Genomic DNA, 19,407 nt, shown 5'->3' with positions numbered 1-19,407 from the left:
CAGGATGACGGGGAGTGACGTTGTTGTGTCGTGATGCTAGAGGGCGCCGCATTATGACCAGCTACTCGTCCGATCTGCTCCGCCTCTTGGAGGCACGTGGCTACATTCATCAACTGACCGATGCAGAGGGGCTCGATGGTCTTGCCGCCAAGCAGATCGTGCCGGGCTATATCGGCTTTGATCCGACGGCTCCGTCTTTGCATGTCGGGCACCTCGTTTCGATCATGATGCTGCGGCAGTTGCAGAAGGCGGGGCATAAGCCGATCGTCCTGATGGGCGGCGGCACGGGGAAGATCGGCGATCCAAGCTTCAAGGATGAAGCGCGCAAGCTGCTCACCACCGAGACGATCGCGGAGAATGTCGCGAGCATCAAGCGCGTGTTCGAACGGTTCCTCACCTTCGGCGACGGGCCGACCGACGCGATCATGCTCGACAATGCCGAATGGCTCGACCGGCTTGAATATATCCCGTTCTTGCGCGAGATCGGTCAGCATTTCTCGATCAATCGCATGTTGAGCTTTGATTCGGTGAAGCTGCGACTGGATCGTGAGCAGTCGCTGTCCTTCCTTGAATTCAACTATATGATCCTTCAGGCCTATGACTTTCTGGAGCTGTCGCGGCGGTCGAGCTGCCGGTTGCAGATGGGCGGATCAGACCAGTGGGGGAATATCGTCAACGGCGTCGAACTGGCGCGCCGGGTGGATGGAACGCAGGTGTTCGGGCTGACCACGCCGCTACTCACCAATGCCGATGGCACGAAGATGGGCAAGACGGTGGGTGGTGCGGTCTGGCTGAACGAAGACCAGCTTTCCACCTATGATTATTGGCAGTTCTGGCGGAACACGGCAGACGCGGACGTCGCCAACCGGCTGCGGCTGTTCACCGACCTGCCGATGGACGAGGTCGCACGGCTGGCTGCGCTTCAGGGCGCTGAGATCAATGAGGCGAAGAAGGTTCTGGCCAATGAGGCGACGGCGCTGTGCCGGGGAACCGATGCCGCGCTTGCTGCCGCAGAAACGTCGCGCAAGACCTTTGAAGAGGGCGCTTCGGACGCCAATCTGCCGACGATCAGTGTGGGGGCCGAAGGGCTGACCATAGTTCAGGGCACCTCAGCACTTGGCTTTGCCGCTTCCAACAAAGAGGTCAGACGCAAGCTGGCCGAAGGCGCCATTCGCGTGAACGGCGAGGTCGTGAGCGACCCCATGCTGGCGCTGAAGCCCGGAGACAAGGTGAGTTTCGGCGCTAAGAAACATGGGCTGGTAACTGCTTGAAACTTTAGAGAGTTAAAGGCGAATTAAGTAAAGCTGGTAAGGAAGGCGCCACCTTCCTCACCTTAAGCTCCGATCATGTCTTCGGTGCTCGCCAGCCTCGCCCAGGTCGCCCGTTCACGGGACCCTTCCATCAATCAGCGCCGCACGCCCCGCGTGCTGGTGGATATGGTCAGCCATATCTCTGCCCGAGGCCGAACCCATGGCGTCCGGGTCATCAACATCTCTGAACTCGGCTTGATGTGCCGAACCGATGCAGAGATCACGATTGGCGAACGGGTCGCCATCTGGCTGCCCGTCGTCAAGGACGTTCAGGCCGACGTTCGATGGTCAGAGGATGGCCGGGTCGGGGTGGAGTTTTGCCAGCCGATTGATCCGCAAGTCTATGAGGCCATGCTGTCGCTCATCCCGCCACGGCAGACCGCCTGGTAAGGAGCTGTTCGAAGCCCGCTTCGATCCGTTGACGTGACCGGACAAGCGCCTCCGGCATTTCGCGCGCTGAGCAGCCCGCGCGAATTAGCCGCTTCGGAGCAATCCCACCGCAGCATCTCGTTCGAACAGGTAAAGGCAGGTTCTGGCGGCTTGGCCGCGCGCTTCGTCTAGCCCTCCATCGCGATCGATCAGGAGGTGCGCGTCGTCGCGGGCGCTGTCGAGCAGCGCGGACAGATGTTCAGGGGTGGCGATCTTCAACTGCGCTTCGCCCGACTGGCGCGTGCCGAGGATTTCGCCCGCGCCACGGAGACGGAGGTCTTCTTCGGCGATGCGGAATCCGTCATTGGTTTCGCGCATGAGCGCTAGTCGGGCGCGGCTGGTTTCACTCAGGGCGCCGCCTCGCAGCAGGATGCAGACGCTGTGGTTCTGGCCGCGCCCTACCCGACCGCGCAGCTGGTGGAGTTGCGCGAGGCCGAAGCGGTCGGCGCCTTCGATGATGATCAGGTTGGAGTTGGGGACGTCGACGCCGACCTCGATCACAGTGGTTGCGACAAGGACTTTCGTGCGGGCGGTGGAAAAAGCCTCCATCGCGGCGTCCTTTTCCGGGCCTTTCATGCGGCCGTGGACAAGGCCGACGAGATCGCCAAAGCGCATTTTCAGCATTTCGGCGCGGGCTTCGGCGGCGGCCTGGTCGCTGGTCTCGCTTTCCTCGACCAAGGGGCAGACCCAATAGGCTTGGCCGCCGGTTTCGATGTGGCGGGCGAGTGCTTCGACCACTTCATCGAGACGGTTCGCGGACATGACCACGGTCTGGATCGGCTGGCGGCCGGGCGGCATTTCGTCCAAACGGGAGACATCCATCTCGCCGTAATAGGTGAGCGTCAGCGTGCGGGGGATCGGGGTGGCAGTCATAACCAACAGGTGCGGCGTGCGCTCGGCCTTGGCGGCCAGCATCATGCGCTGGGCGACGCCGAAGCGGTGCTGTTCGTCGATCACCGCGAGGGCGAGATTTTTGTAGCGGACGGCGTCCTGGAAGATGGCGTGGGTGCCGACAAGGATATCGATGCTGCCGTCTGCAAGGCCCATCAGGGTGGATTCGCGCACCCTGCCCTTTTCGCGGCCGGTGAGAATGGCGATGGTGACGGGGAGGCCGGACGCCATCTTTCGCAGCGTTTCATAATGTTGGCGAGCGAGGATTTCCGTCGGGGCAAGGAGTGCGCCCTGAGCGCCTGCCTCAACCGTGTTGAGGAGGGCCATGAGCGCGACGAGGGTTTTGCCCGAGCCGACGTCGCCTTGCAGGAGGCGGAGCATGGGGACGGGCTGCGCCATGTCGCCTTCAATCTCTCCGAAGGCGCGGCGTTGCGCGCCGGTCGGGGCGAACGGGAGTTCGAGCATGGCGCGAAGACGGCCGTCCCCCTCGATGGGGATGCCCCGGCGCTTCCGGGAGGATTGGCGGACCAGCATGAGCGCGAGTTGGCCTGCGAAGATTTCGTCATAGGCGAGGCGTTCGCGCGCATTGGCATCGCTGGGGTCGGCGTGGATGCGGGTGAGGGCTTCGTGCCATGTCGGCCAGCCCTTTTGGGCGAGCAGGCTGGGTTCGATCCATTCGGGGAGATCCGGGGCGCGGCTCAGTGATTGCCCTACGAGGTCGCGCAGGCGGTTATTGGTGAGGCCTTCGGAAAGGCCGTAGACTGGCTCTCGCGCCGGGATGGTGGCGGCTTCCTCCGGCGGCAGGACATAGTCGGGGTGGACGATCTGGAGATTTTCGCCATAGGCCTCCAGCTTGCCGGAGATGAATTTGGGTTCGTTCAAGGGCAGCAGCTTGCGGGGCCAGGCGCTGTTGCGGCCGAAATAGACGAGCGCGACCGTATTGCCGTGCCTGTCCTGCGCGATGACGCGGAAAGGCGCGCGGGCGCTGCCGGACGCGCGGTAGTCGGTAGGCGTGAGTTCTATGCCGATGACCCGGCCTGAGTCGGACAGGATCAACTCGTCCACCATGCGGCGATCGACAAAGCTGACCGGCAGGTGGAATAGGACATCGACGGCGCGGGCCAGCCCCAAGCGCTCCAGCGGCTTGGCAAGCGCGGGGCCGACGCCCTTCAGGGCTTCGATTTCGGTGAAGAGTGGGTTGAGGATATCGGGTCGCATGGCTATCTGACGCCATCTAGCCCAGCCGGGACGATGCGCAAACATCTGATCGGTGTATTCGGCATGCCCGCGCAAGGAACAAATTGTGAACGAAGATCCCCGCATCCGCCGCCTGCAATTCCGTGCCTGGCATCGCGGCATCAAGGAAGCGGACTTGGCGGTGGGTGGATTTTTCGATCGCTACCATGCCGAATGGGGCGCGGAGGAGATCGACTGGTTCGAGCGGTTTATCGAGGAACAGGATGCCGACATCATGGCTTGGGCTTTGGGGACATTGCCGTTGCCCGAGCAATGGCGCGGGCCGATGTGGGACAAGTTCGTGAAGATGGATTTTGTGGAGATTGGGAGGAAGTGACTTCTTCTCCCCTCCCGCAAGCGGGAGGGGCAGTGAGACTTGCCGGGCCGCAGGTTCGGCTAGTCGCAGCGGGGTGGGCCTGCGCCGCCTCTGCTGGATTGCCCACCCCTAGCCCCTCCCGCTTGCGGGAGGGGGACTGAGATGTAGATGACCGACCTTCTGAAAATCCTCAAAGCCTCCTCCCCCATCACCCTTTCCGGGGTTCCGGCGGGATTCCAGCCATGGTTGCTCGCGGACATCGCTCGGGCAGCGCCTTTGCGCGCCTTGTTCGTCGCGCCGGATGAGCAACTCATGCGAGCGGTGGCAGATACGGCGCATTATTTTGCGCCGGAGATCGAGATTGTCGAAATCCCGGCTTGGGACTGCCTTCCCTATGACCGGGCCAGTCCTTCGCTGCGGACGGCTTCGGCGCGTCTGGCGGGGCTTTATGCGTTGCAGGGGAAGCCCAAGGGGCCGCAGCTTGTCCTGACAACGCTCAATGCGTTGACGCAGCGGACGCTGACGCCTTTCCGCGTGCGGCAGTTGGTGGCGAAGCTCGCGCCCAAGGAGCGGATAGCGATTTCGCGGCTCGCAGAGATGTTGCAGGCCAATGGCTACGTCCGCACCGATACTGTGCATGACCGGGGCGAGTTCGCCATTCGCGGGGGCATAGTCGATCTGTTTCCCGGTGGTGAGGAACAGCCCCTGCGGCTCGATTTCTTTGGCGACGAGATCGAGACTGTGCGGCGCTTCGACCCGGCGGACCAGCGGACCAGCGGGAGTGTGGAGGGCTTCACCCTTCTTCCCGCTTCCGAAGCTTTGCTGGATGAAGAGACGATCAAGCGGTTTCGCGGCTGTTACCGCGAGACGTTCGGGGCGACGGCGACCGGCGATCCGCTCTATCAGGCGGTGAGCGACGGGCGGCGCTTGGCAGGGATGGAGCATTGGCTGCCGCTGTTCGAGGAACGGCTGGTGCCGATGACCGAGCATCTGGGCGACGATACCGTGGTCGTGCTGGATCATGGCGTGGCGGGCGCGGCGGAGGCTCGGTTCGAGGCGATCCGGGACTATCACGCCAATCGGGTGCAGGCGAAGTCGTCCGATCCGGGGGCTTATCGGCCGCTGGAGCCCAAGGCGCTGTATCTGGAGCAGCAAGAATGGGACGGCATCGTGCGCGAATGGCCGATGCATGCGACCACGCCGTTTCATGAACCGGAAAGCGCCTCCGTCATCGATTTCGCCGTCGATGGGCCTCGCGATTTCGCGCCGGAGCGGGCGCAGAACGCCAATGTCTATGAGGCGGTGGGGAAGCATATCGATTCCCTCCAGCGGGCGAAGAAGAAAGTCGTCATCGCCAGCTACTCCGGGGGCGCGCGGGAGCGGCTTTCGGGGCTGCTGGTCGATCATGGGCTGAAACGGGTCGCGGCGGCGGATAGCTGGCAAGAGGCGCTGGGGATCGCTGCGGGGGGCAGCACGGTGCTGACCGTCCTGCCGCTGGACCATGGCTTTGCCGCGCCCGATGTGGCCGTGCTGACCGAGCAGGACATGCTGGGCGACCGGCTGGTGCGGCGGGCCAAGCGGAAGAAGAATGCCGACGCCTTTTTGCAGGAATTGGCGACGCTCTCGCCGGGCGATCTGGTGGTGCATATGGACCATGGGATCGGGCGCTATGAGGGGCTGACGCAGATTCCGGTCGCCAAGGCGGCGCATGACTGCGTGGCGCTGGAATATGCGGGCGGCGACAAGCTGTATGTGCCGGTCGAGAACCTGGAGGTTCTCTCCCGCTACGGCTCCGACAGCGAGGGGGTGAGCCTCGACAGGCTGGGCGGCGAGGCGTGGCAGCGGCGCAAAGCGAAGATGAAGGAGCGCATCCGCGAGATTGCGGGTGAGTTACTCAAGACGGCGGCCGAGCGCGCGCTCCGGGCGGCGACGGTGGCGGAGCCGGATAGCGCGGGCTATCCGGCCTTTGTCGATCGCTTCCCCTATCAGGAGACCGAAGATCAGGACCGCGCCATCATGGACGTGGTCGAGGATCTGGGCGCGGGGCGGCCGATGGACCGGCTGGTGTGCGGCGATGTGGGCTTCGGCAAAACCGAGGTGGCTTTGCGCGCCGCTTTCGTGGCGGCGATGGCGGGGATGCAGGTTGTGGTGATCTGCCCGACCACCCTGCTCGCCCGGCAGCATCATATGAATTTCGAGGAGCGGTTCAGAGGCTTTCCAGTCAATATCGGGCGGCTGTCGCGGCTGGTGCCGGACAAGGAAGCGAAGGCGGTCAAGGCCGGGCTGGCCGATGGGACGATCGATATTGTCGTCGGCACCCATGCGCTGTTGGCGAAGGGGCTGGAGTTCAAACGGCTGGGTCTCGTCATCGTGGACGAGGAACAGCGGTTTGGCGTCACGCACAAGGAGCGGTTGAAGAGCCTGAAGACCGATGTTCATGTGCTGACGCTGACGGCAACGCCGATCCCCCGGACATTGCAAATGGCGATGTCGGGCTTGCGGGAACTGTCCGTGATCCAGACACCGCCGGTCGATCGTCTGGCGGTGCGGACGTACATCATGCCCTGGGACGGGGTTGTCATCCGCGAGGCCTTGCTGCGCGAACATTATCGCGGGGGGCAGAGCTTCTTCGTCGTGCCGCGCATTGCCGACCTGACCGAGGTGGAAGAGTTCCTGCGCACCGAAGTGCCGGAGGTGAAGCCCATCGTTGCCCATGGCCAGATGAGCGCTACCGAAGTTGAGGAGCGCATGTCGGCCTTCTACGACAAGCGTTATGACGTGCTGCTGTCGACGACGATCGTTGAGAGCGGCCTTGATATTCCCTCGGCCAATACGCTCATCATCCATCGCGCGGATCGGTTTGGGCTGGCGCAGCTGTACCAGCTTCGCGGGCGCGTGGGGCGGTCGAAGACGCGGGCCTATGCCTATTTCACGACGCCCACGAACAAGGTGATCACCGAAACGGCGGAAAAGCGGCTGAAGGTGCTGTCCGACCTCGATACGCTGGGCGCCGGGTTCCAGCTGGCGAGCCACGACCTCGACATTCGCGGCGCGGGCAATCTGGTGGGTGACGAGCAATCGGGCCATATCAAGGAAGTCGGGTTCGAACTCTACCAGTCGATGCTAGAGGACGCGATCCTTGAGGCCAAGGCAGGCGGCGCCGGGATTGAGAAGCGGGACAGCTTCTCGCCGCAGATCAGCGTCGATGCGCCGATCCTCATACCGGAGGATTATGTGCCCGATCTTGACCTGCGCATGGGACTGTATCGCCGCCTGAACGAGGTGGAGGATCGGCAGGGGCTGGAGGCTTTTGCGGCGGAGTTGATCGACCGCTTCGGCAAGCTGCCGACGCCGACGCAGAATCTGTTCAAGATCATCGAGATCAAGCAGAATTGCGTGACGGCCAATATCTCGAAGATCGATGTGGGGCCAAAGGGCGCGCTCGTCAGCTTCTTCGAAGATCGCTTCCCCAAGCCGGAGGGACTGGTTGCCTATATCCAGCGGCTTAATGGCGTGGCGCGGTTGCGGCCGGATAGCAAGGTCGTGGTCAATCGCGCCTGGGCAGACCCGGCGGCGCGGCTGAACGGAGCGCTGCAATTGTCAAAGGGGTTGGCGAAGTCGGCTAGCTGACAGTGGATGGCCGTGAGATTGCGCCTCTCGCCAGCACCGCTTTGTCGTGCGTCAGCAAAGTAACAGCAACATCAGCCATCTAAATGCTCCGTCGATGACTGGACAGCAAAGTCCGGCATCGAGAAGGAGATTGACATGATTTTGACCTTCGTAGCGATGGCAGCGGTTGCCGCCACGCACAGCGTGCAGATCGACCATGGCGGAACGCCGGTGCAAGCCACCTACTCGGCTCGCGTCGAGTTTGCCACCAGGACGGTTGGCGCGAGAACACCCAACCGCATCGATATGCAGCGGTGCCAGTGGACCGCGACAGTCATCGTGGACCGCGCACTCAATCATGGTCCGGCGCTGGCCCGCACGGTTTCCCATGACAAGCGTTTTTCCGGCAGCGAGCATGGGGCATGTACCCCCGGCCGCCAATCGGGTGAACGCAATATGGCGCAGCATGAAGCGGCGGTCCGCGAACATCTGGTAGCGGTGGCCGAGAGGGATCGCGCGCCTTTGGTGGCCGAGCTGGATGCGGTGCGCAATCTTGCCTCAAACTGACGCACGCTTGATGGTGGCGGCGGCAATCATGCTGGCCGCCACTTCTTCTCCCGCCTTCGCGCAATATGCTGACCGGTTTTCGGCGACCGCCGAGGTGGCAAGCGATGAACGCAGGCGGGGGTTGAGCTGGAGCGATGGCGACCCGGTCGCGCGGGGAACAATCGTCATACAGGCGACGGAGGGATTGAGCTTCGATGCCGCCGCGACATCCTTATGGAACAGCAGCCGTCACCGTGGAGCCGATGCCGTGGTGGACCTTGGCACATCCTATGCCCGGCAAATGGGCGCATGGCGGCTTTCTGCGAGAGGGGTATATCACCTGTTTCCGGGTGCGTCGGGACAGGGATATGGCGAGGTTGGAGCCGGTGCAGGATTCCTGATCGGCCCGGCAAATATTGACGTCAACGCCAGCTATGCACCACGACAAAGCTCGATTGGCGGAGATAATCTTTACCTCTCGGCTTCGGCATCGGCGGGTATCCCCGGCACGCCGTTCACCGTCTCGGCGCATGTCGGTCGTTCGAGCGGCCGGACCCGCAATATGGAAGATGCAGCCCGCCTGCGGCCTGATGGCACATATTGGGACCACGGGATCAGCATCGATTATCTGAAGCGGCAATGGTTTGCGGGCGTGCGTTATGCAAATAGCAGCATCGATGGCGAAGCGCGTCACTCAGGAGCAACCCTGATCGGCCGGGCCGGTATCGCCTTTTAGGCTGCCTCAGCCCTTCAGCGCCATCGCGGCCAGTTCAGCGGAGGATATCCCGGCGGATCGCAGAAAGCCCTGATAATAGTCGCAACCTTCGCGCGCCAGCAGATCGAGTTGCTGCTGTGTCTCGACCCCCTCGGCAATGACGCTCATGCCGAGGGACTTGGCCATGTGGATGACGCCCCGGACCACGATCCGGTCGCGGGCAGTACCCGCAATGTCCTGGGCCAGGCCGCTGTCGATCTTGAGATAGTCGAGGGGGAGGCTCTTTAGGTAGGCGAGGCTGGAATAGCCGGTGCCAAAGTCATCGACCGCCACCGCCAGACCCTCTGCCCGCAGAGCGGTGAGGAGCGCGGTGGCCGCAGCGATATTTTCGATGAGGCCGCTTTCGGTGATCTCAACCGTCAGGCGCGAACGGGGAAAGCCGCTTTCGTCAACGAGGTTGAGGAACTGCGACATGAAGCCCGGCTGCGCGATGTCGGCAGCGGTCACGTTGATCGACAGACGAAGATGCGAGAGCGTCCGGGGCCAGGCCGCCGCCTGACGCAATGCTTCGGCCTGGATGTGGGCCGAAAGCGGAAGCATATAGTCGGATCGCTCCGCTGTCGCGAAAAGCATGCCCGCGCCGAGGGGGCCATATTGAGGGTGGTTCCAACGGGCGAGCGCCTCCACACCCGTCATGTGTTCGCCCCCTACCGGATATTGCGGCTGGAAAACGATGCCGATTTCTCCCCTGTGCAGCGCAAGGCGCAGGTCGGTTTCCAATTGGTCGGCATCGACCTGACGGCTGCGCTTTTCGGCCGAGAAGATGCGAATACCCTCTCCGCCCCCTGCCCGCGCGTCCGCCAGAGCGGTTCCCGCCCGCCGGAGCAGTCGGGTTGCATCATCGTCTGCTCGCGACTGAGCGATGCCGCAGCGGGCCGTCAGGCGGATTAGGTGGTCCCCCGCGCTGAAAGGCCGGACGATGACGCCGATTAACTGGCGCGCGAGGAAGGTTGCTCGGTCACTGGCAGCTGCCTCGCCCGTGAGGCCGACGAGAAATTCGGTCCCGGCGATGCGGGCCACGATAGCGCCGGGCGCGGCGTCTGCCGCCATCCGCTCGATCCTCCTCGCAATCCGGCCGAGCAGGGCGTCGCCGACCACCTGACCATAGGCGGCGTTCATGCGGTCGAACTGACTGATCGAGAGCAGGAGGATCGTGGTGGCAAGGCCGGAACGCTTTTCCAACCACTCCAGCGCTGCCTGCCGCGAACGAAGGCCGGTCAGGTCATCCCGGCCGGTCGCATCGTCCCCATGCATATCAGACAACCACTCGACATCGGCAGCCACGACGCCGTCGATCAAGCGGAGATGATGAACGAGCCGGTCGCCCGGTCGCCCCGGCGCGGCATGGGCAAAGGATTCTGGCCGACCCGATCGCATCATGCCGCGCAGGCCCGCAATAACCGACCGCCGTTCCGCACGGGGCAGGCAGCGAGCAAACTGCGCAGGGCTGATCGTCTGGCGATCGAGGTTGAGGTGCCGGGCGAGATTGTCGCTGAGACGCAGGGATCGCCCTCCCCGCTCCAATTCCCAGAATAGCGCGTCGCCACGGCGTATGCGTTGGGCGCGCTGGCTAGGCATTGTGCCGCCGCCGAGACGGTCCACGAGACGCTGGGCCGAAGCGAGCGTCGCCCGCAACTGATCGGTTGAAAATGGAGCGGCGAGAAAATGGGTCGCACCCACTTCCAGCAGTCCCGTGACAGACCCCAGCGCCTGCGCGTCGATCAGGGCGATGAGCGCTCCACCGCCCGCCTCGACAGCCGGGGAAAAGGCATCGATGAGGCCGCTGGCTCCGTCCGTCGCATCGCGCATGTCGACAAGGGCGATCTGAGCATCGCTATGCAGGAACCGTTGCGGCGCATCCTTCGTGCGCCGGGCCGCGATGGCACGCCAGCCAGCCAGACCAGCCGCACGCGACAAGCCATCCCTGTCACCGGGCGACAGAATGAAAAGGCTGCGCTGTCCATGCAGTGCGGATTCACCGCTCACATCAAAACTCCCGGGGTACAGCGCATGGCGGGCATATAGCAGACAGGCGTTAGCGACCCGTTCACGCTCCTGCAACCGGCAGTGCTTGCACCGGACTTTGCCATGGCCTAGCTAGTCCAGCATGAACAGCCCCGATCTTCGGCGCACGGGCATGACCGATGCGTTGGGTCGCCGGATCAGCTATTTGCGGATTTCGGTCACGGATAGATGCGACCTGCGTTGCCGCTATTGCATGGCGGAGCGCATGACCTTCCTGCCCAAGGATCAGGTGCTGACGCTGGAGGAGATCGCGCTGCTTGCCGACCTCTTCATCGCCCGGGGCGTTCGCAAGATCCGGCTGACTGGTGGCGAGCCGCTGGTCAGGCGGGACATTGTCGACCTGGTGCGGCGCATTGGACGCCATTTGGGCGAAGAGCTCGACGAACTGACTTTGACCACCAACGGCACGCGGCTGGCCCAGCATGCCGAGGCGCTTTTCGACGCGGGCGTACGGCGGATCAATGTCAGCCTCGACAGCCGGGATCCCCAGCGGTTCGCCCATGTCACGCGCAATGGGGACATCCGGCCGGTTCTTGAGGGGCTGGCGGCAGCGAAGGCGGCGGGTCTCGCGGTCAAGATCAACATGGTGGCGCTGAAAGGTGTCAATGATGATGAAATCCTGCCGATGCTCCAATGGTGCAACCAGCAGGGATTTGACCTGACATTGATCGAGACGATGCCGCTGGGCGAGACTGGCGAGGATCGCACTGATCATTATCTGCCGCTGACGGAAGTAGTGGAACAACTGCGGCAGCAGCGTGAATTGCGGCCCATCGAGCATCGCACGGGCGGGCCTTCGCGCTATCATGCGGTTGACGGGATGCGTGTGAAATTGGGGCTTATCACGCCCCTGACCAACAATTTCTGTGCAGATTGCAACCGTATGCGCATGACCTGCGAAGGGAAGATATTCATGTGCCTGGGACATGAGGATCATGTCGACCTTAAGACCGCCTTCCGTGAAGGTGGCATCGAGGCGGTCGAACCACTGATCGATCGTGCGCTGCGTTTGAAGCCAGCCAAGCATGATTTTCGCATCGGCGGCGATGCGCCGACCGCAGCGGTTAGCCGCCACATGAGTGTAACGGGCGGATGACCGAGGAACCACGGCGCGCCCTTCTGGCGTCCCCCACCCAAGCTGCGAAGGCCGCCGAAGAACGGCTTCGCGCCGCCTATGAGTTCGTCCCTGTGGAACAGGCGAACATGATCATCGCGCTGGGTGGCGACGGGTTCATGCTGCAAACGTTGCATTCCATGCTGGAGAACCGCCGGATCATGCCTGTGTTCGGAATGAACCTTGGCACGGTCGGCTTCCTGATGAACGAATGGCGGCTGGAACGGCTGGAACAGCGGATCGAGGCGGCCAAGCTTTTCAAGGTCAATCCGTTGCGCATGACGGTCGATACCGTCGATGGCGAACGCTTTTCGATTCCCGCCATCAATGAAGTGTCGCTGCTGCGTGAGACGCGCCAGACGGCGAAGCTGGAAGTCCATGTAAATGGCCGAACAGCGCTCACTGAACTGGTATGCGACGGCGTGCTGGTCGCAACGCCTGCTGGCTCTACGGCCTATAATCTGTCCGCGCATGGTCCTATCCTGCCGCTGGGTTCGGGCCTGGTCGCGTTGACGCCGATCAGCCCCTTTCGTCCCCGCCGCTGGCGTGGGGCGATCCTGCCTGAAAGCACGGCGATCCGTTTCACCGTGCTTGATCCGGTGAAGCGCCCCGTTAGCGCGGTCGCGGATCAGCGCGAAGTCCGTGACGTCGCCGAGGTCGAGGTGCAGATCGATCGAGGGACGCCTCTCACCCTCCTTTTCGACCCCGAACATACGTTGGATGACCGGATCGCAGCGGAACAATTCATCGCCTGAAAAAATTCGCAATTCTGTCCTTGCCATCCGAAGAATCTCGCTGCTATAGGCGCGGCCTGCCCAGCGAGAGCCGGGCTGCTCCCCGATAGCTCAGCGGTAGAGCATTCGACTGTTAATCGAATGGCCGTAGGTTCGAATCCTACTCGGGGAGCCACTTTCGCCCACTTGGGCGGCTCCAGAAATTTGCGGAAAGTAGCGGAATTCGTCCGAGCGGGCGGACAAGGCGCGCGCATATTCGCTTGCCGGAATATCGCTGCGTCGCTTCGTATGTTGAGACTGTAGAGATGAATTGCTCGCCGCCGAAGCGACGCCCTTCAGCGTCTCAAAAGAGCGTAAACACGACAAACCCCATCCCCATGAGGGGATGAGGTCATCGATCTGAAAGACGTTAAGTCAGCGCGAAGCGAACTGGCGCGGCTTGGATGCCAGCGCCCACCGCTGCGGCGCCGCGCCGGGGGCTTTTTCCCGAACGAAGCATTGGCCACGGCGAGCGCGGATTGCGCGGCATAGCGCCGCCGCTTCCACACGATCGTCAAAGCCGCTGACCGCAAGGCGGGCATAGCTGACGCCGTTCACGGTAATCTGGCTGGTGAGGACCGGCAACGCGGCTATCGCGCTGTTCCGGCGGGCGATGTCGTACCATTTCTCCTTGGCGATCGCCGCGTTTGAATAGGCGCCAAGTTGAACGACCCACGGGCTGTTCCCATTGCCATCGAAACGAAGTGCTGGGCGAGCCGCGAGCGGAGCGCGAGCGACTGCCTGCCGGCGGAGCCCTGCGGCCTTTGCCGGAGCATGAGATACTTTCATGGGCACCGCCGGAGCGACATAAGGCGTGAAGGCGACCGCCTGCTGAACCGGTTCCTGCTGCGTCGCTTCGGGGGCAACCTCCTCGGCGACGGAAGCGGTCGGCGTTTCGGCCGCACTGGCCTCTGCCATCTGAACGGGCGCGGCTTCGGTCGCGAGGGCGAGCGCGACGGGCTGGCCCGCGTCGCTGCCATCAACGGCTATGCCCATCAGACCGGCAATGCGCTGCTGCGCGAAATCGGGAGCAGCGGTCTGCGCCCACTGAGCGATGCGCTGATTGGCGGCGAGCGGTTCGAGGTCGAGGCCCGCCATCACGCGCGCATCCTTCCACCGTCCCGCCAGCGCATAGGCATAGGCGAGATTTTGGCGCGTGCGCGCGGTGGCTGAGGGATCGTGAATGGCTTCGGACAGGATGCGAACACCCTCTGCCGCGTCGCCAGCCATTGCCATGGCGAGTCCATAGTCGCTCGCGGGAACGACGTCTGAATTGGTTGCGAGCAGCTCGCGCGCAGCATCATTCTTCCCAAGCGCTACCTTCACCAGGGCGAGGCTGACGATCGTGCGGGAATCGCGATTGCCAAGGGTCATGGCGTCGGTGAGCGCGGTTTCGGCGGAAATGAGACGGCCACTCGCGATATAGGCGCGGCCCAGCAACTGCCGATAATTTGCGTCTTGTGGAGCAGCTTTGACCGCCGCCTCTGCCGCCGCGACTGCGCGAACGCCATCCCGGCTGATCAACGCCTTGTCGATGGCTGCTGTCACACGGCTGGGATCCTCCTTGGCCGCTGCGATCGCAGACGGACGGAATGCCGCGCCGGTGCAGCCGACCATCGTGGTTCCAACGATCAGCGACGAAAGTGCCGCCTTGGAAAGAGCGCTGCGCTTCATGGCTTGATCCTTCTTACTCTGCTTCGTCGCGCGGCAGTTGCTGCGCGAGCCGGTCGATTTCCGGCAGGCTGGCGAGGAAAATATCGAGTGCTTCGGTCACCATCTGTTGGGCAGAACGGCCCGCGACGGCGCTCGCAAGGCGAAGCTTAAGATGCCGATCCGCGTCCAGCCGCAGCGTGAAGGCGGCCTTGCGGCCTTTGGTTCCGGTACGGATGGCGGGAGCGATCGTCTTGACCGCTTCTTCCATGCGCTCGGCCAATTCCTCTCGCTCGACAACGACGGAAGGGATGGGCGCGGCTACCGGCGGCAGCGTCATCGGGGTAAGCCCGACAACGGCGCGAGGCTCGGCAGGCACCGGCTCGGGCTCGGTCACGTCGAAACCCATGTCGTTCCAGCCCAAATCATCCTGCAGCAGCGCTGCCGTTGCCTGATGGCCGAAGCCCATGATGGGGCGGCGCATGGCGGGCTGGGCAGCGCCCTTGCGGGCGAGAAGTCCGGAGGTCAGCGAAGCGAGTGGCTTGGGTTCGGCCATGATGTCTTCCCTCCCTTTACTGACCTACGACGCGGCGGCCGAAGCCACCCGTCGCTGGACGAACCGCGCCGCTGGTGCCCGCCGTGCCGTTGGGCACCGAGAAGACCGTGCGGCGGAAATTCTTTTCCAGACGGTCGGAGACATAGGTCCACAATTGCGTAACCTCGCCCGCCGAACGGCCGTTGGGATCAACCTCCATCACCGTGCGGCCGTCGATCATCGATGCGGCGAAATCAGTGCGGTGATGCAGCGTCACGGGCGCAACAGTGCCATGCTGGGAAAGCGCCACAGCAGCTTCCGATGTGATCCGCGCCTTCGGCGTAGCGGCGTTGACCACGAAGATCAGCGGCTTGCCTGCCCGTTCGCACAGGTCCACCGTCGCACCAACAGCGCGCAGGTCATGAGGGCTGGGACGGGTCGGCACCACGATCAGTTCGGCGACGGAGATGACGCTTTGAATGGCCATGGTGATCGCCGGGGGCGTATCTATCACCGCAAGTTTGAAGCCCTGCTGACGCAGAATTTCAAGATCGGCCGCGAGACGAGCGACCGTCGTCTGGGCGAAGGCGGGAAATTCGGCCTCACGTTCATTCCACCAGTCGGCAAGGGACCCCTGGGGATCGATGTCGATCAGGACGACGGGGCCAGCGCCTGCCCTTTGCGCCTGAACGGCCAAGTGACCAGACAAGGTGGTCTTCCCCGATCCGCCTTTTTGCGATGCCAATGCGAGTATGCGCACGCGCGTTTCCCCCAGAAAATCCAATTGCCTATTGGACTGCCACGGCGGCACCTAAAAATTGGTTAACTTCGGCGCATCCTTCAAAAGGAAGCATGGTATGAAGAATGCGCCTTCTAATGCTAAGCGAGCGTTAACCTTGTTCGCTCATAGGCTGGGGCTACGCTGTTCTTTCAGGAGCACATGCACATGAAGTACATCTGGGGCATCTTGGCCGCCGCAACGATGCTGAGTCTGGCGCCGCCTGCCCTTGCCGATGTAAAAGCCGGGGTCGATGCCTGGCAGCAGGGTGATTATGAAAAAGCCGTCAGCGTCTGGCGGCCGCTTGCGCAGGCAGGCGATCCTGATGCGCAATTCAACATGGGCCAGGCGAACAAGCTTGGACGCGGTGTCAAAGCCGACATGGCCGTCGCGCTCGATTGGTATCGGAAGGCCGCCGCGCAGGGTCACGTTCGGGCCGAGGACAATCTCGGCCTGCTGATGTTTCAGCAAGGGGAGCGTGCGAGCGCCCTTCCCTATCTGCAGCGATCCGCGGCGCGGGGCGAACCGCGCGCCCAATATATCGTCGGCACGGCCCTTTTTAACGGAGATTTGACGACCAAGAACTGGCCCCGCGCCTATGCCCTGATGAGCCGGGCGGCGGCGGCGGGCCTGGCGCAGGCGACGGCCAGCCTGAAGCAGATGGATAAATATATCCCTGATGATCAACGTCAGCAGGGGCTCGCGCTGGCGCGGGAGATGGGCCAGAACGAGGTAGCGGCGCTGGCGGAAGCCAATGGCCGCCTGTCCGCCATGCCCATTCTGCGCGAAGAAGCGCCGTCGATGGCGAGCGCCGATCTGCGACCTGCGCGCACTCCGGAAAAGCCTGCGCCCGTCAAGCCATTGCCGAAGCCGAAATCTGATGCGCCCAAGGCCGCCGTGGCCGCCGCCCAAACGCCGAAGCCAGTCGTTGAAAAGGCGAAGGCCAGCAAGACGCCAGAGCCCAAGGTGGCAGCCAGCGGACCCTGGCGCGTACAGCTAGGAGCGTTTAGCGAAGAAGCCCGCGCGCGCGCGCTTTGGACCAGTCTGCGCGGCAAAGTGGCTGGCCTGTCGGCCTATCAGCTTTTTCTGGTGAAAGGCGGAGCAATGACCAGGTTGCAGGCTGGGCCGTTGGCAAACAACGCGGAAGCGTCTCGGCTATGCAGTGCCATCAAGGCTGCCGGTGCCGATTGCATGCCCCGGAAAATGTGACGAGACATAATACTGGCTCTTGGAAGTCGGGGATCGGCGCGCGATAACGGTCATATCCGATATGGAGCGCGCCATGGCCGTCGATAGCGATCAGGGAAATGTAACAGCGCTGGTCAGGGCCACGCTGGGCGATAGTGCTGCGGAGCAAGTGCTTGCGGCGCTTACGATCGCACCGCCTTTGCTGGCGGAAACCGGCCCTTATGTCTCTCGGGCAGCGCTTGCCATGGCCTTGAACGTCATTCTGTTTCACGGCCTACTGCAAAGGGTTCCGAGCGGCGCTGCTTATGTGGCGGACAGGTTGGCCAGCGGTGGCAAAGTGGTGTTCGATCATGGAGCACTAAGAACGATCCGCCTGCCCCAAGGCCCCACGGGAGCTTTGCCCGCCGGGGAAGACGCTTTCACGCGTATCCTAAAGCCATTGGGCTATACGCTGGCTGGGGTTTATCCGCTGGACCGGCTGAAAATGACCGGCCGCGCCTATGCGCATGCCGACGCTCCCCAAGACATTCCTCAATTCTTCGTTTCGGAACTGCATGTGGATCGTTTTGATGCCGAGTTTGCTACAGTCGCGACGCGCGTTTTTGGCACGTCGCGCGATCCGCTCGATCCGGAAACGCGGGCAGTATTGCGCGCCTATGAATCTGGACAGCTTGTCCCATTCGAGCATGCGCGGACGACCTTGACGGTCCTGGTGTCTGCCTTCGATCGGCAGCATGATCCTGCCACGTTGGAAGATTATGAGCTGTTGCTATCGCGGTCGCCTGAAGCCGCGTGGATCGCGACGGAGGGTAACGCGTTCAATCATGCCACCGACCGGGTGGCGGACGTCGCGGCCTTGGCCGAATGGCTGAAAGCTGAAGGATGGCCGATCAAGGATGAGGTTGAAATTTCCCGCAATGGCCGCGTGAAGCAGACCGCCCTTCGCGCGGACCCGGTCGAACGGCTATTTGCCGGAAACAAGGTGCGGCAAGTACCCGGTTCTTTCTACGAATTCATCAGCCGGGATGTCGATCCCGCAAACGGGTTGCTGGACCTGTCATTCGACGCGGGGAATGCCACCGGAATTTTCGCGATGACGAGCGCCAATGGCTGAGTTCCTTTAACGGCTTGATCATGGGAGCGGCATAAGGCAACGGCTTTCCCGATCATTCGCGGAGGCTCCCTTTGAACAATCCGGTTATCCCATCATGGGTGCTGACGCTTGTCTGCTCCGACCGTGTGGGAATCGTTGCGGCGGTCAGCCAGTTCCTGGCGGAACGCGGATGCTTCATCACGGACAGCCAGCAATATGCCGACAGGGAAGCGGGGCGCTTCTTCATGCGGGTGGCTTTTGAGGCAACCGATGGCCGGATCACGGATACCGAGCAACTGCAAGGCGAGTTCGATGCCGTAGGCGCGCGCTTCGGCATGGACTGGCGTATCACCGCCGCACAGGAAAAGCCGCGGATGCTGCTCGCCGTTTCCAAGGGCTCGCACTGTCTGGCCGACCTCCTGCACCGTTGGCAGACAGGGACGTTGGCCATCGACATCATGGGGGTGGTGTCGAACCATCCGGACATGCGCCGGATTACCGAATGGCATGGCATCCCCTATCATGAGCTTCCGCCGAACGGAGATAAGGCAACGCAGGAAGCCGCTTTGCTGGACGTTTTCAGCCGATCACGATCGGATTATCTGATCCTCGCACGCTACATGCAGGTATTGTCCGAAAAGCTTGTGGAACAGATCGAAGGACGTTGCATCAATATCCACCACAGCTTCCTGCCGGGATTCAAGGGTGCGCGGCCCTACCACCGGGCGCATGAGCGCGGCGTCAAACTGATCGGCGCGACGGCGCATTTCGTGACCGCCGACCTCGATGAAGGGCCGATCATCGAACAAGCCGTGGAGCGCGTCGACCATCGTGCCACGGCCGAAGACATGATCCGCATCGGCCGCGACATCGAGGCGCAGGTTCTGGCGCGGGCGGTCGGCTGGATCGCTGACCGCCGGGTGCTCCTGAATGGTGGAAAGACCGTCGTTTTCCGCTGATCAGATGCCGAGTTTGGCCCAAAAGTCTTCGGGCGCAATCACGGCATCAGCCGTAGCTCTGGGCTTCCGCGACCAGGATGAGTGTGGAATGTAGATGTCGCGCCCTGTGTCGCGAGGGCGTTTGCGGCGTGCAACAATGGGTCGAGGGCTCATCGTCTTCTCCTTATGCGGAGGAACACG

General features: G+C 62.9%; 16 protein-coding genes and 1 tRNA gene. 12 read left to right on the top strand and 5 right to left on the bottom strand.

From position 1 onward, the window contains the following. The first annotated feature begins 53 nt into the window (after nucleotides 1-53). Both tyrS and ACZ51H_RS03920 read left to right on the top strand, forming a co-directional pair. The gene (tyrS, locus tag ACZ51H_RS03925) at nucleotides 54-1,271 is read left to right on the top strand and encodes a tyrosine--tRNA ligase (RefSeq protein WP_464802498.1); all 1,218 of its coding nucleotides are present in this window, start codon (nucleotides 54-56) and stop codon (nucleotides 1,269-1,271) included. A 75-nt stretch (nucleotides 1,272-1,346) separates the two neighbouring features. Beyond that, complete coding sequence (locus ACZ51H_RS03920) at nucleotides 1,347-1,700, top strand: PilZ domain-containing protein (RefSeq protein WP_449472133.1); 354 nt, start codon at nucleotides 1,347-1,349, stop codon at nucleotides 1,698-1,700. Between the two features lie 84 nt (nucleotides 1,701-1,784). On the opposite strand, the gene recG is transcribed toward ACZ51H_RS03920, so the two are convergent. Further along, entirely contained in the window at nucleotides 1,785-3,848 is a 2,064-nt protein-coding gene (gene recG / locus ACZ51H_RS03915; RefSeq protein ID WP_464802497.1) for an ATP-dependent DNA helicase RecG, read from the bottom strand. An 85-nt stretch (nucleotides 3,849-3,933) separates the two neighbouring features. Here recG and ACZ51H_RS03910 point away from each other — a divergent pair, with 85 nt between their 5' ends. From ACZ51H_RS03910 to ACZ51H_RS03895, 4 genes are all read left to right on the top strand, one after another. Beyond that, nucleotides 3,934-4,203: an FAD assembly factor SdhE gene (locus tag ACZ51H_RS03910; protein ID WP_460987952.1), complete on the top strand. Its 270-nt coding sequence runs from the start codon at nucleotides 3,934-3,936 to the stop codon at nucleotides 4,201-4,203. A gap of 147 nt (nucleotides 4,204-4,350) precedes the next feature. Further along, nucleotides 4,351-7,812 (top strand): transcription-repair coupling factor, encoded by a 3,462-nt coding sequence (gene mfd, locus ACZ51H_RS03905; protein WP_464802496.1) that lies wholly within the window; start codon nucleotides 4,351-4,353, stop codon nucleotides 7,810-7,812. A gap of 135 nt (nucleotides 7,813-7,947) precedes the next feature. Beyond that, nucleotides 7,948-8,358, top strand: coding sequence for a hypothetical protein (locus ACZ51H_RS03900; RefSeq protein ID WP_460987950.1), 411 nt, complete (start codon nucleotides 7,948-7,950; stop codon nucleotides 8,356-8,358). Beyond that, nucleotides 8,345-9,073 (top strand): TorF family putative porin, encoded by a 729-nt coding sequence (locus ACZ51H_RS03895; RefSeq protein WP_464802495.1) that lies wholly within the window; start codon nucleotides 8,345-8,347, stop codon nucleotides 9,071-9,073. The genes ACZ51H_RS03900 and ACZ51H_RS03895 overlap by 14 nt, the downstream gene beginning before the upstream one ends. 6 nt (nucleotides 9,074-9,079) lie before the next feature. Here the strand turns inward: ACZ51H_RS03895 and ACZ51H_RS03890 are convergent, their stop codons facing one another. Further along, nucleotides 9,080-11,098, bottom strand: coding sequence for a putative bifunctional diguanylate cyclase/phosphodiesterase (locus ACZ51H_RS03890; RefSeq protein ID WP_464802494.1), 2,019 nt, complete (start codon nucleotides 11,096-11,098; stop codon nucleotides 9,080-9,082). 121 nt (nucleotides 11,099-11,219) lie between these two features. Here ACZ51H_RS03890 and moaA point away from each other — a divergent pair, with 121 nt between their 5' ends. The 3 genes from moaA (at nucleotide 11,220) to ACZ51H_RS03875 (ending at nucleotide 13,160) form a co-directional block, all read left to right on the top strand. Continuing rightward, on the top strand, nucleotides 11,220-12,233 hold the full coding sequence (moaA, locus tag ACZ51H_RS03885) for a GTP 3',8-cyclase MoaA (protein ID WP_464802493.1): 1,014 nt from the start codon (nucleotides 11,220-11,222) through the stop codon (nucleotides 12,231-12,233). Continuing rightward, nucleotides 12,230-13,006: an NAD kinase gene (locus ACZ51H_RS03880; RefSeq protein WP_196226276.1), complete on the top strand. Its 777-nt coding sequence runs from the start codon at nucleotides 12,230-12,232 to the stop codon at nucleotides 13,004-13,006. Before moaA ends, ACZ51H_RS03880 begins: the two co-directional genes overlap by 4 nt. 79 nt (nucleotides 13,007-13,085) lie before the next feature. Then, nucleotides 13,086-13,160, top strand: a tRNA-Asn gene (locus tag ACZ51H_RS03875). Between the two features lie 239 nt (nucleotides 13,161-13,399). On the opposite strand, the gene ACZ51H_RS03870 is transcribed toward ACZ51H_RS03875, so the two are convergent. Genes ACZ51H_RS03870 through ACZ51H_RS03860 form a run of 3 tightly spaced genes read right to left on the bottom strand, consistent with a single transcriptional unit; the run spans nucleotide 13,400 to nucleotide 15,969 of the window. Further along, on the bottom strand, nucleotides 13,400-14,698 hold the full coding sequence (locus ACZ51H_RS03870; RefSeq protein WP_464802492.1) for an SPOR domain-containing protein: 1,299 nt from the start codon (nucleotides 14,696-14,698) through the stop codon (nucleotides 13,400-13,402). Nucleotides 14,699-14,711: 13 nt separating this feature from the next. Further along, on the bottom strand, nucleotides 14,712-15,230 hold the full coding sequence (locus ACZ51H_RS03865; protein WP_196226278.1) for a hypothetical protein: 519 nt from the start codon (nucleotides 15,228-15,230) through the stop codon (nucleotides 14,712-14,714). Nucleotides 15,231-15,246: 16 nt separating this feature from the next. Further along, a complete protein-coding gene (locus ACZ51H_RS03860) occupies nucleotides 15,247-15,969 on the bottom strand; it encodes an AAA family ATPase (protein WP_449472118.1) in 723 nt (240 codons plus the stop codon). Between the two features lie 180 nt (nucleotides 15,970-16,149). Here ACZ51H_RS03860 and ACZ51H_RS03855 point away from each other — a divergent pair, with 180 nt between their 5' ends. The 3 genes from ACZ51H_RS03855 (at nucleotide 16,150) to purU (ending at nucleotide 19,227) form a co-directional block, all read left to right on the top strand. Further along, nucleotides 16,150-17,196 (top strand): SPOR domain-containing protein, encoded by a 1,047-nt coding sequence (locus ACZ51H_RS03855; protein ID WP_464794710.1) that lies wholly within the window; start codon nucleotides 16,150-16,152, stop codon nucleotides 17,194-17,196. Nucleotides 17,197-17,269: 73 nt separating this feature from the next. Next, the gene (locus ACZ51H_RS03850; protein WP_464802491.1) at nucleotides 17,270-18,289 is read left to right on the top strand and encodes a 2-oxoadipate dioxygenase/decarboxylase family protein; all 1,020 of its coding nucleotides are present in this window, start codon (nucleotides 17,270-17,272) and stop codon (nucleotides 18,287-18,289) included. Between the two features lie 71 nt (nucleotides 18,290-18,360). Next, nucleotides 18,361-19,227 (top strand): formyltetrahydrofolate deformylase, encoded by an 867-nt coding sequence (gene purU, locus ACZ51H_RS03845; protein ID WP_464802490.1) that lies wholly within the window; start codon nucleotides 18,361-18,363, stop codon nucleotides 19,225-19,227. Nucleotides 19,228-19,407: the final 180 nt, after the last annotated feature.

Source organism: Sphingobium sp. TomMM15 (genome assembly GCF_055397045.1).
Note: the sequence above shows the minus strand (reverse complement) of the source record. Positions and strands in the feature narration are given on the sequence as shown.